Annotated in this window: 10 protein-coding genes and 1 riboswitch; of the genes, 6 read left to right on the plus strand and 4 right to left on the minus strand. The window is 29.6% G+C overall.

The window, feature by feature from the left end; all coding sequences use genetic code 11:
* Position 1: 1 nt before the first annotated feature.
* A complete protein-coding gene (lysA, locus tag WHA43_RS02020) occupies positions 2–1,240 on the minus strand; it encodes a diaminopimelate decarboxylase (protein ID WP_105045500.1) in 1,239 nt (412 codons plus the stop codon).
* A gap of 294 nt (positions 1,241–1,534) precedes the next feature.
* Here lysA and WHA43_RS02025 point away from each other — a divergent pair, with 294 nt between their 5' ends.
* From WHA43_RS02025 to WHA43_RS02045, 5 genes are all read left to right on the plus strand, one after another.
* Positions 1,535–2,071, plus strand: a complete 537-nt coding sequence (locus WHA43_RS02025; protein ID WP_105045501.1) for a DUF2975 domain-containing protein — start codon at positions 1,535–1,537, stop codon at positions 2,069–2,071.
* Positions 2,072–2,074: 3 nt separating this feature from the next.
* Positions 2,075–2,284, plus strand: coding sequence for a helix-turn-helix domain-containing protein (locus WHA43_RS02030; RefSeq protein WP_105045502.1), 210 nt, complete (start codon positions 2,075–2,077; stop codon positions 2,282–2,284).
* Positions 2,285–2,455: 171 nt separating this feature from the next.
* Positions 2,456–4,312 (plus strand): DNA topoisomerase IV subunit B, encoded by a 1,857-nt coding sequence (locus tag WHA43_RS02035; protein WP_105045503.1) that lies wholly within the window; start codon positions 2,456–2,458, stop codon positions 4,310–4,312.
* A 20-nt stretch (positions 4,313–4,332) separates the two neighbouring features.
* Positions 4,333–7,032, plus strand: a complete 2,700-nt coding sequence (locus tag WHA43_RS02040) for a DNA gyrase/topoisomerase IV subunit A (RefSeq protein WP_105045504.1) — start codon at positions 4,333–4,335, stop codon at positions 7,030–7,032.
* A gap of 3 nt (positions 7,033–7,035) precedes the next feature.
* Complete coding sequence (locus WHA43_RS02045) at positions 7,036–7,371, plus strand: DUF2834 domain-containing protein (protein WP_105045505.1); 336 nt, start codon at positions 7,036–7,038, stop codon at positions 7,369–7,371.
* Here the strand turns inward: WHA43_RS02045 and WHA43_RS02050 are convergent, their stop codons facing one another.
* On the minus strand, positions 7,372–8,514 hold the full coding sequence (locus WHA43_RS02050) for an ABC transporter substrate-binding protein (RefSeq protein WP_226742905.1): 1,143 nt from the start codon (positions 8,512–8,514) through the stop codon (positions 7,372–7,374).
* 74 nt (positions 8,515–8,588) lie between these two features.
* Positions 8,589–8,804: riboswitch (cobalamin riboswitch) on the plus strand.
* 87 nt (positions 8,805–8,891) lie between these two features.
* On the opposite strand from WHA43_RS02050, the gene WHA43_RS02055 reads away from it, so the two are divergent.
* Positions 8,892–10,802 carry a TonB-dependent receptor plug domain-containing protein gene (locus WHA43_RS02055; RefSeq protein ID WP_105045506.1) on the plus strand — a complete coding sequence of 637 codons (1,911 nt, stop codon included), beginning with the start codon at positions 8,892–8,894 and terminating at the stop codon, positions 10,800–10,802.
* A gap of 69 nt (positions 10,803–10,871) precedes the next feature.
* Here WHA43_RS02055 and WHA43_RS02060 read toward each other — a convergent pair whose 3' ends face one another.
* Positions 10,872–11,387, minus strand: a complete 516-nt coding sequence (locus WHA43_RS02060) for a hypothetical protein (protein ID WP_105045507.1) — start codon at positions 11,385–11,387, stop codon at positions 10,872–10,874.
* Between the two features lie 3 nt (positions 11,388–11,390).
* Positions 11,391–12,110 (minus strand): DUF3307 domain-containing protein, encoded by a 720-nt coding sequence (locus tag WHA43_RS02065; RefSeq protein ID WP_105045508.1) that lies wholly within the window; start codon positions 12,108–12,110, stop codon positions 11,391–11,393.

The following is a 12,110-nucleotide window of genomic DNA, read 5'->3' on the forward strand; positions in this document are numbered from 1 at the left end:
ATTAAGCTGATATGACTTGTTTTGCAGCTTTTTTTGGCAACTCAACAATTTCTTGATTTTGTAAAATATCATCAATTGTTTGTCTTTTTCTGATTAAATAATCTTTTCCATTTACAATCATTACTTCTGCAGGTAAATAACGTGAATTGTAGTTGGATGCCATTGAAAAACAATAGGCTCCAGCATTGTGAAAACACAAAATATCTTCTTCAGAAATTTCTGCAATTCGTCTGTTTGATGCAAAAGTATCAGTTTCGCAAATGTAACCAACCACAGAGTAATAACGATCTCTGCCTTGAGGATTTGAAATATTTGTGATGTGATGATACGCATCATACATCATTGGACGAACCAAATGATTGAATCCAGAATCTACATGAGCAAAAACGGTTGAAGTTGTTTGTTTTACCACATTTACTTTGGCTAAAAACGAACCAGCTTCAGACACTAAAAACTTTCCAGGTTCAAACATCAATGTAATTTCTTTGCCATATTCCGTGCAAAATTCATTGAAACGTTCTGTTAATTGAATGCCTAATTGTTCAATATCCGTTGAAATATCATTGGGTTTGTAAGGTACTTTAAAACCACTTCCAAAATCGATAAAATCGATATTATCAAACTGTTTTGCAACATCAAACAAAATATCTGTAGCACGCAAAAAGGTATCAATATCTAAAATATCAGAACCTGTGTGCATGTGGATTCCGTTGATATTCATCTTTGTATTTTCTACAACACGCTTGATATGAGGAACTTGATGAATTGAAATTCCGAATTTAGAATCAATATGACCAACTGAAATTTTTGAATTTCCACCAGCCATAATGTGTGGATTGATTCGCACACAAACAGGAATTTCAGGATGTTTTTGACCAAATATTTCTAAAATGGATAAATTATCAATATTGATTTGCACACCCAATTTGGCAACTTCTTCAATTTCTTGTAAAGAAACCCCATTTGGAGTGTAAATAATTCTTTTGGGGTCAATACCAGTTTTTAAAGATAAAAGTACTTCTTGGATTGAAACTGTATCTAAACCTGCACCTAAATCTTTGAAAAAACGTAAAATATTGATGTTAGAAAGTGCTTTTACAGCATAATTCAATTTCAAGTTTTTAACGCCGCTAAAAGCAGTTGTTAATCTATTATATTGAGAAGAAATTTTGTCTGTATCATAAACATACAAAGGACTTCCGTATTTTTTTGCCAATTCTAAAAGTTGTGTGTTTTCCACTTTTTTTGATTTTTAAAGTGCAAAAGTAACCAAAATGTAAAAGTTTGCACGATTTGTATAAAAATAAAACAAATTGAATTTTGTTGTGATTTTTATTTGAAGTTATTTCAATTGAAGGCTTATCAATTGTTGAAAAAGAAATAATATAAAATCAAAATAGTAAGTTTTATGTAAATTAATTTAAAGCAATTAAATAATTGATTAAGTTTAAATAATTAATTTTAAATAATAAATATTTATTGTTTATCAATAATTATTTATATATTTGCTACATCATTTTTAAAATTAAGAATTATGAAAAAATCAGATAATTTCGTTTTTATTACCGTAAAAATTGTTGCTTGGATAATCTTTGTTGGTTTGTGTATTGAATCAGGAGGATTGATTGTAAATTTCTTATTTAGCATTTTCAAGCCAGAATTTGTCGGAAAATTATATCAAAAATTAGATTTGCAAGAAATCTATCAAAAAAGCGAAGCTATATTTTATGGCATGTATAGTTTTGCTTTAGCTGTGTCAATCTTAAAAGCTTATTTATTCTATTTAGTTGTTTTACTTGTTACTAAAATCGATTTATTAAAACCTTTCAATGAGTTTGTTTCTGAAAAGATTTTACAAATTAGTTACTACACTTTTTCAATTGGATTGGTAAGTTACATTGCAAGACAAACAGGAAAAAACATCACAAATAAAGGAATTGACACTCAAGTTTTAAATCAGTTTTGGGAAGATAGTCAAGCTTTTATTTTGATGGCAGCTGTAATTTATATCATTGCTATCATCTTTAAAAAAGGAATTGAATTACAAAATGAAAATGATTTAACAGTATAAACTATGGCCATAATTGTAAACCTAGATGTAATGATGGCAAAGCGAAAAATGTCATTGAACGAACTTTCTGAAAAAGTAGATTTAACACTTTCTAATCTGTCAATTTTAAAAACCGGAAAAGCAAAAGCCATACGTTTTAGTACTTTAGAAGCCATTTGTAAAGTGTTAGAATGTCAACCTGGAGATATTTTAGAATTCAAGAATGACGAATAAAAATTATTCTTTTTTGGTTTTCATCAAAATATTTTTTAGATGAAAACCTTTTTTTTCTCAAATTTTAAACGTTGAAATCCTGTTAATAACTAATTGCTTTGACCTTTTAATTTTAAAGGGTTTAATGCTATTTTAGCAAATACTTCAAACCGATAAAACGAACGTGATTTCATGAGTCAAGAAACAAAATATACAGAAGATAATATTAGATCATTAGACTGGAAAGAGCACATTAGAATGCGTCCGGGAATGTATATTGGAAAACTAGGTGATGGTTCTTCTGCTGATGACGGAATTTATATTTTACTAAAAGAAGTTATTGATAATTCTATTGATGAATTTGTGATGGGTTCAGGAAAATCCATTGAAGTTTCCATTCAAGGTGAAAAAGTAACTGTACGTGATTTTGGACGTGGAATTCCTTTAGGAAAAGTTGTTGACGTAGTTTCTAAAATGAATACTGGAGGAAAATATGATTCGAAAGCGTTTAAAAAATCAGTAGGTTTAAATGGAGTTGGAACAAAAGCTGTAAATGCACTTTCTTCTTATTTTAGAGTAGAATCTACGCGTGATGGAAAATCAGCTTCAGCAGAATTTTCAAAAGGAAATTTAGAAAATCAAGAGTTACTAAATGAAACATCTCGCAGAAAAGGAACCAAAGTTTCATTTGTACCTGACGAACTAATTTTCAAAAAATACAAATTCAGAAATGAATATGTATCTAAAATGTTGAAGAATTATGTGTATTTAAATCCAGGTTTGACCATCATTTTCAACGGTGAAAAGTATTTTTCAGAAAACGGCTTAAAAGATTTATTGGAAGATTACAACAGCAAAGACGATATGTTGTATCCAATAATTCATTTAAAAGGTACTGACATAGAAGTTGCTTTAACTCATAGCAAAACTCAATATTCAGAAGAATATCACTCATTTGTAAATGGACAAAACACGACTCAAGGTGGTACACATTTGGCAGCTTTTAGAGAAGCACTTGTAAAAACAATTCGCGAATTTTATGGAAAAAATTTTGAAGCTTCAGATGTTCGAAAATCTGTTATTGCTGCAATTGCCATTAAAGTTATGGAACCTGTTTTTGAAAGTCAAACAAAAACAAAACTAGGCTCAACAGATATGGGAGGAGATTTGCCCACTGTTAGAACCTATATCAATGATTTTTTAAAAACACAGTTAGATAATTATTTGCACAAAAATCCTGAAGTTGCTGATAAGTTATTACGAAAAATAATGCAAGCAGAAAGAGAACGAAAAGAGCTTGCAGGAATTAGAAAATTAGCAAAAGATCGGGCTAAAAAATCAAGTTTGCATAATAAAAAACTGAGAGATTGTAGAGTGCATTTGAGTGATACTCGTCATGAAAATTATCTAGAAACTACTCTTTTTATTACTGAAGGAGATTCAGCTTCTGGTTCCATTACAAAATCACGAAATGTCAATACACAAGCCGTTTTTAGTTTGAAAGGAAAACCGCTAAACTCTTATGGTTTGAGCAAAAAAATTGTCTATGAAAACGAGGAATTCAATTTGTTACAAGCTGCTTTAAATATCGAAGAAAGTATGGAAGATTTGCGATACAATAATATTGTTATTGCAACAGATGCAGATGTAGATGGCATGCATATTCGCTTGTTATTGATTACTTTTTTCCTACAATTTTTCCCGGAATTGATCAAAGAAGGACATTTGTATATTCTAGAAACACCACTATTTAGAGTTCGTGATAAAAAAGAAACTATTTACTGTTATTCTGAGGAAGAAAAACAAGCAGCTATTCAAAAACTGAAAGGCAAAGCTGAAATTACACGATTTAAAGGTTTGGGAGAAATTTCGCCCAACGAATTTGTACATTTTATTGGTGATGACATTCGTTTAGACCCTGTAATGTTAGATAAAGAAATGTCTATAGAACAAATGTTAGAGTTTTATATGGGAAAAAATACACCTGATAGACAGAAATTTATCATTGAAAATTTAAAAGTTGAATTGGATATTGTAGAGGAATTATAAACTCCACAAATTATTTTTAGATGAGTGAAGAAATAAACGAAAACGAACACGAAGAATTACTTCCAAACGCAGCAGAAACTGTTCAAGAAGAAACCATTACCAAAGTTACAGGAATGTACAAAGAATGGTTTTTAGATTATGCTTCGTATGTAATTTTAGAAAGAGCGGTACCTGCTTTAATGGATGGTTTAAAACCTGTTCAAAGAAGAATCATGCATTCTATGAAAGATTTGGATGATGGACGTTACAATAAAGTTGCCAATATTGTTGGACATACCATGCAATATCATCCTCATGGAGATGCATCAATTGCAGATGCAATGGTACAAATTGGGCAAAAAGAATTGCTCATTGACATGCAAGGAAATTGGGGAAATATTCTTACTGGAGACAGAGCTGCAGCATCAAGATATATAGAAGCACGTTTATCAAAATTTGCATTAGAAGTAGTTTTCAATCCAAAAACTACCAAATGGCAAGCATCTTATGATGGTCGAAAAAAAGAACCCGTTAATTTACCTGTCAAATTCCCTTTATTGCTTGCTCAGGGTGCTGAAGGAATTGCTGTTGGTTTGTCAACCAAAATTTTACCTCACAATTTTAATGAATTGATTGATGCTTCCATCAAATACTTAAAAGGAAAACCGTTTACTATTCTACCCGATTTTTTAACTGGTGGAATCGCAGATTTTACGCATTATAATGATGGAAAACGTGGAGGAAGAGTTCGTGTTCGTGCAAAAATTTCTCAATTAGATAAAAAAACATTGGTAATTACCGAAATTCCTTTTGGTACAACCACCACAACTTTGATAGAAAGTATTATCAAAGCCAATGAAAAAGGCACTATCAAAATCAAAAAAATTGAAGATAATACTGCTGCTGAAGTAGAAATTTTGTTGCATTTACCACCAAATGTTTCGCCTGATAAAACAATTGATGCATTATTTGCTTTTACAAGCTGCGAAAACTCAATTTCACCTTTGTGTTGTATCATTGATGATAACAAACCTTTATTTGGTGGTGTAACTCAAATGCTTAAACATTCTACAGATAATACAGTTCAATTGCTAAAATTAGAGTTAGAGATTCAGTTAAATGAGCTGGAAGAACATTGGCATTTTGCATCTTTAGAGCGTATTTTTATCGAAAATAGAATTTATAGAGATATTGAAGAAGAAGAAACTTGGGAAGGAGTTATCAAAGCAATTGACGAAGGATTAAAACCACATATTGCGCATTTAAAAAGAACTATCACAATTGAAGATATTGAACGTTTGACCGAAATTAAAATCAAGAAAATATCCAAATTTGATATTGATAAAGCCAAACAATTCATTGAAAGCTTAGAGGAAAAAATTGCGGGAGTAAAACATCATTTAAATCATTTAATTGATTTTGCAGTTGATTATTTTAAAAATCTAAAAGAAAAATACGGAAAAGGAAGAGAGCGAAAAACAGAGATTCGAATTTTTGATGATATTGAAGCTACAAAAGTAGCTATGAATAATGCCAAACTATATGTAAATAGGGCAGAAGGCTTTGTAGGAACCTCTCTTAAAAAAGACGAATTTGTTACAGACTGTTCTGATATAGATGATGTTATTATTTTTAGAAAAGATGGCAAAATGATGGTTACTAAAGTTGATGCTAAGACCTTTGTTGGTAAAGACATTATTCACGTTGCCGTTTTTAAAAAGAAAGACAAAAGAACAGTATATAACTATATTTATAGAGATGGAGCAAAAGGGCCTAGTTACATGAAACGCTTTACTGTTACTGGAATTACCCGTGATAAAGAGTATGATTTAACAAATGGTAACAAAGGTTCTGAAGTGCATTATTTTTCTGCAAATCCGAATGGTGAGGCTGAAGTTGTTACCATCAATTTGCGCTCTGTAGGTAGTATCAAAAAATTAAAGTGGGATATTGATTTTGCAGATTTAGCCATAAAAGGACGTGATGTTCGTGGAAATACGCTCACTAAATATGCCATTAAAAGCATCGATTTTAAATCAGAAGGAGTTTCAACTCTAAAACCTCGTAAAATTTGGTTTGATGATACTGTACAACGTTTAAATGTTGATGAAAGAGGGGATTTGTTAGGAGAGTTTAAAGCTGAAGACAAGCTATTAATTATAACTCAACAAGGAAAAATTAAAGCTGTAAAACCTGATTTGGCAATGCATTTTGAAGATGATATGATAGTCTTAGAAAAATGGAAACCTAATAAACCAATATCAGCTATTTATTACGATGGTGAAAAAGAACGCTATTTTGTAAAACGCTTTTTGATAGAAACAACTGAAAAAGAAGAATTGTTTATTTCTGATCATCCAAAATCGCAATTAGAAATTGTAGCAACAGATTACAGACCCATTACTGAAGTGATTTTCTCTAAAAGAAATTTAGATAATTTAATAGTAAATCTTGAAGAATTTATTTCAATAAAAGGAATTAAAGCACTTGGAAATCAATTAACTACAGAAAAAATAAAACAAATAAATTTATTAGAGCCTTTGCCTTTTGAAGAACCTGAAGAAGAAATTATTGAAGACGTAGATGTTGTAGACGAAGAAGAAATTATTGAAGAAACATTGCCTTTAGAAATTCCAATTATTGAAAAATCTACTCCATTTGATGAAGAAGAAAAGCAAATTATCAAGAAAAAAATCGAAAAGAAAAAAAATGATGACGACAGTCAAATAAAACTATTCTAAAAGATGAAACTAAAATATGTGTATTTGTTTTTAGCAATTTTGGGCGTTTTATTTACCTGGTATTACAATATTTTATATTTTCAAACTGTTGAAAATGCTAGTTTTATTGGCTTTATGCAAGATGCACAAAACAATTTTGCAGCCAAGTCTTTTGGCGCTGATTTAACTGTGGTTGTGCTAACTTTTTTCGTGTTTTTAACAACGGAATCTTTGCGTTTAAAAATCAAGTATTGGTGGCTTTTAATTCCGCTAACGTTTTTAATTGCTGTCGCATTTACGTTTCCGCTTTTCTTGTATTTCAGACAACAAAAATTGGATGTTTTATCAATGAAAAATTAATTAATTCATTTTCTCAAAAAAAGTCAGTTTATAATTTGGCAACAAATCAGGATTCGTAATTTTTATCAAATCTTTTAATACCAAATCTGGTCTTGTAGGTGCTAATTCATAGTAAATTACGCCTCCTGTTTTTCCTTTTTTTAGAGTAGGAGTGTAGATGTTGTCATTTTTAAAGGCTGCAAATTCTGCATACAATTTATTGTGTTGTAACATTTCTTTTTTAGATGAAAAATAGCCTGGAGCAATCCAAAAATCAGCTTCTTTTGCGCGCTCAAAAACACTTTCAAAACTTAAAGACAAACTGCCTTTTCCTTGAGAGTCTTTCCATAAATAATCCAAATTTGCATCTGCTAAAAACTTTGCTACAAAACTCTCTCCTGCAGGCAAATTCCAAATATCTTTACTCATTACAGCGCCAGAAAGAATGGTTGGTTTTTTAGGATTTTTCATTGCAAGTTTTTTCGCTTCTAAATAAGCATTTTCAATACTTTTAAAAATGCTATCTGCTTTTTGTTGTTTGTCAAATAACAATCCAAAAAACTGAATCCATTCTGCTCTTCCAAGGGGAGTTTCTTCTAACCAATCTCCGTTATAAATTACAGGAATTCCTGATTTTTTAATAATTTCTAACGATTTATCAGCCGTTGAAACACTATAACCAACAACCAAATCAGGTTCTAAATTCAGTATAACTTCGGTATTTAATAAATTTTCTTTTCCAATTTCTTTGATAAATCCACCATCAACTCTTTGACGTGTTTTTTCAGAAGAGATATAGTAAGTGCTTGGAAAACCAACAATACTATTTTCTTCATTTAGCAACTCAATCATAGGAATGTGCGTGGTTGAAGTAACTACAATTCTTGAAATGGGTAATTGAATTTCATTTTTGGATGTTGGATTTTTTGATAAAGTATATTCAAAGATTTCAGCTGAATTTTGATATGGATTTGAAATAATCAATTTACTAGATGCTTTATTTTCAATTATTTGAAATCCTTTTACATAGGTTATTTTTGTATTTTTTTCAATTAAAATATCCGATTTTTTTTCTTTTTTACAAGATATATTGATCAGAAAACAAATAAAAAAAATTATAAAAAAATATTTATTTCTGTTTTTAATGTTTTTCTTATACATCATTTTAGCTCTTCTTAGAGTTTTCGAAAGTATTAAAACTTATTTAAAAAGGATGCTTTTGTTTCAATATTACTACTATATTTGCCACGAATTTTGGTTTTGATGTAAAATTCGTTTCGCATCAAATTAAAAGGGAATCTGGTTTAAATCCAGAACTGTTCCCGCAACTGTAAGCTAAAAAGCTTGTAACGAATTCTTTAACCACTGTTTTAATGCTGATGAAAATCAGAAAAAAATGGGAAGGTACGTTACAAGACGCAAGTCAGGAGACCTGCCATTTTTCAAGAGTTAAAAACTTTCGGGATAAAAGTTTGTGTACCGTACTTAATTTTATTGTACAGAATAGTTTCCTGATTTAGTGTTCAATTAAATCATCAAAAATGAAAAAACAATTTCTAATTGTTAGTGCACTTGCATGCCTATTTGCAAGTAAAAATTCGTTATCACAAGAGAAAAACGAAAAAGTAGAATCGCTGGATGAAATCATTATTACAGCAACAAAATTTGAAACCAATAAAAAAAATATTGGTAAAATTGTTTACAAAATAAACCAAGAAACGATTCAAAATAGTGCAGGAAAAACAGTTCTTGATTTATTAAATGATGTTCCTGGAGTTGAAATTAATGGAAATTTTAGCACCAAAGGTCAAAATTTAGGCTATTATATTAGAGGTGGAAGAAATCGTCAAGTTGCCATTTTAATTGATGGTGTAAACGTAAATGATCCATCGTCTTTTGGAGGCGATTTTGATTTACGACAAATTGACATTCAGCAAATTGAAAGTATTGAAGTTTTAAAAGGAGCTGCATCTACCTTATATGGTTCTGGAGCTGCAACTGGAGTGATAAATATCATTTTGAAAAAAGCTTCCAAAAAACAATTCAATGGTGTTTTTTCAACAAATATAGGAAGTAATTCTTCTAGCGAAAATAACAGTTTATCTGCTGAAGAATTTTCTACAAACTTCAATTTTAATGGAACTTTAAACAAAGTTGATTATTTATTAGCGTTAAATGCAAATGGCTCAAGAGGGCTTTCTGCCGCTGAAAATACAGATTCTACAAGACCTTTTGAAGAGGATATTTTTGCAAGACAAAACTTATTGTTAAAAATAAATTATGCCTTGAATTCGAAATTATCTCTAGGATTTTTTGCAAGTATTGATGAATTTTCAACTGATTTTGATGGTTTTGATTTTGACCCTGTAACTTTTGCAAGTACACCTGCTGATAAAAATAACAATTTGTCAAGTACACAAAAAAGAGGAGGCTTTAATTTGGATTATACTTATGAAAAAGGAAGTTTAAAACTCAGAACATTTGTAACTAATATCAACAGATGTGATACTCCTTCAAATGATTTTTTCAATGGAGAAGTCCTTGGTTTTGATGTATTTAACCATTATAAATTCAACAATGAGTTTTCAGTTTTAGCCGGAATTACCTCTCAATTTCAAGACATGAAACAGCATACTTCTTTCAGTCAAATTGAAAAAGGTGCAGGAAAACAACATTTTTTCGACCCTTATTTTTCTGTAAATTATTTTTCTGATTTCGGATTTACTTTCAATGCAGGAACTCGTTTAAACGTGCACAGTGAATATGGTGAAAACATAGTTTTTAATGTAAATCCTGCATATAATTTTAACATAAACACTGAATCAAAAGCCAAAGTTTTTGCGTCTTACAGCACTGCTTTTGTAACACCAACTTTATCAGAGATTTTCACAAAATTGCCGTCAATTGATGAATTATTACCTGAAGAAGACATCACTATTGAAACAGGTTTTGAATTGATTCTTTCTCCTAAATTCTCAGTAAACTCGACATTTTTTTACAGAGAAGAAACCAATAAAATCGGTTATGATCCTGCAACTTTTCAAACAATTAACGATGTTGGAACTTTTTTTGCAAGAGGAATTGAATCAGAAATTTCGTATAAACCTTTGAAAAAAGTAAGTGTATTAGCAAATTTTACACATATCAATAGAGCTGAAAATTTGTTGTTGAAAATTCCAAAAAATACCTTTTTCATGAAAGTTGACTACCAACTTTTTCCTGAAACTTTTACAGCAATTAGTTATCGTTTTGTAGATGAAACCAAAGATTTTGGAAACATAAATTTAGCTTCTTATAACTTAGTTGATTTTTTCATCAATCATCAATTACTGAATGGAAAAGTGACCTTTTTTGGAAACATCACCAATATTTTCAATGAAAATTTTCAAGAAATTGCTGGTTTTACAACAAGAGGAAGAAACTACAATGTAGGATTGAAAATAAATTTATAACTAACTGATTATTTTAAGAATTCACGAATTTATACTAAGTATACATTCGTGAATTTTTTGTTTTAAAAATTAAGAAATTAGTTTTGCAACTTCATTTTTCAAAATAGCAATGACAATTTCTGTAGGTGAGGAGTTATTGCTAAATTCTTTCAAAATCAACTCTTGAAAATGAGAAGATGAATCTGCATTTTTTGCAACTTGTTGCAATTTATTTTCAACGATATTTTTTGCTTTTAAAACACCATTCCAAGCTTCATCAGAAATATATAATTGTTGCACCAAATTGTGCTCAAACTCCTGTTCAATTGTTAAGATTAATAGCGAAACATAGTCACTACTTATTTGTGAAATAGGTTGAATTCTCATCACCATTTTTGATGGATGCATGCGTTCACAAAATAACAACATGCGTTCATAGGCTTGCAATTTTATGGGTAAAGAATCTTTCTTTTTTTCGCTTAAAAGTTGTAATTTTTTATCAGAATTTTGCTGAAATAAATAACTTTTAAACATATAATAAGTAATATATCCTGTTACGGCAGCTGGCAAAACGTAGGCAATACTCGCTAATAATTGGTCTTCCATAAATTATAGTATTTTCAAAATTTCCAGATATAATAATCCGATTAAAATAGCAATTCCAAAACTTAAAAGTGTTCCAATTAAGATGTATTCTGTTAATTTCCGGTCTTTCCCTGATGTTAAATCTCCAAATCTAAAAACAGATTTTGCTGCCAATAAAAATCCGATTGCTTCCCAATGATTTGTAATGATAAATATAAAAACAAACAATCTTTCTAATATTCCTATATATTTTCCTGCATTTTCAATAGAACTTTTACCTGAATTACTTTCATCTGGATTCCATTTTGATATCAATAATTTTACAACAATTGATGAAACATGAGTAATTATTAAAATTGAGATTATGAAAAGAATTATTTTTTCAAAGTTTAATGATGCCTTTAAAATTGAAAAATCAACAAAAAATGAACTTGCTATCAATATAAAAATGAGATGAAATAATTGGTCAATAAAAAACCAGTTTCTTTTTGTTTTTTCTTTTTGAAAATACAGTTTTACAATATCAATTAAAAAGTGCGAGGTTATAATCAATAAAAAAATCTTCCAATAATTTTTTACATCGAACATAAAAGTTCCAATTAGAAGAGCTGCATGAATAAGAATATGAATATATAATTTTATTGATTTTATTTTCTTTTTTTCCTTGTCTTTAACCCATTTTGTTGGTTGAAAAACAAAGTCTCCCAAAATATGAACTAAAAATAATTTTAAAAATATTTCCAT

The sequence above is a fragment of the Polaribacter gangjinensis genome (assembly GCF_038024125.1).
Taxonomy (GTDB): domain Bacteria; phylum Bacteroidota; class Bacteroidia; order Flavobacteriales; family Flavobacteriaceae; genus Polaribacter; species Polaribacter gangjinensis.

Excerpts from the sequence above, each read along its gene's own strand:
- WHA43_RS02060 (WP_105045507.1), bottom strand. The coding sequence starts at position 11,387 with ATGGAAGACCAATTATTAGCGAGTATTGCCTACGTTTTGCCAGCTGCC.
- WHA43_RS02065 (WP_105045508.1), bottom strand. The coding sequence starts at position 12,110 with ATGGAAATATTTTTAAAATTATTTTTAGTTCATATTTTGGGAGACTTT.
- WHA43_RS02055 (WP_105045506.1), top strand. The coding sequence starts at position 8,892 with ATGAAAAAACAATTTCTAATTGTTAGTGCACTTGCATGCCTATTTGCA.
- WHA43_RS02030 (WP_105045502.1), top strand. The coding sequence starts at position 2,075 with ATGGCCATAATTGTAAACCTAGATGTAATGATGGCAAAGCGAAAAATG.
- WHA43_RS02040 (WP_105045504.1), top strand. The coding sequence starts at position 4,333 with ATGAGTGAAGAAATAAACGAAAACGAACACGAAGAATTACTTCCAAAC.
- WHA43_RS02035 (WP_105045503.1), top strand. The coding sequence starts at position 2,456 with ATGAGTCAAGAAACAAAATATACAGAAGATAATATTAGATCATTAGAC.
- WHA43_RS02045 (WP_105045505.1), top strand. The coding sequence starts at position 7,036 with ATGAAACTAAAATATGTGTATTTGTTTTTAGCAATTTTGGGCGTTTTA.
- WHA43_RS02050 (WP_226742905.1), bottom strand. The coding sequence starts at position 8,514 with ATGATGTATAAGAAAAACATTAAAAACAGAAATAAATATTTTTTTATA.
- WHA43_RS02025 (WP_105045501.1), top strand. The coding sequence starts at position 1,535 with ATGAAAAAATCAGATAATTTCGTTTTTATTACCGTAAAAATTGTTGCT.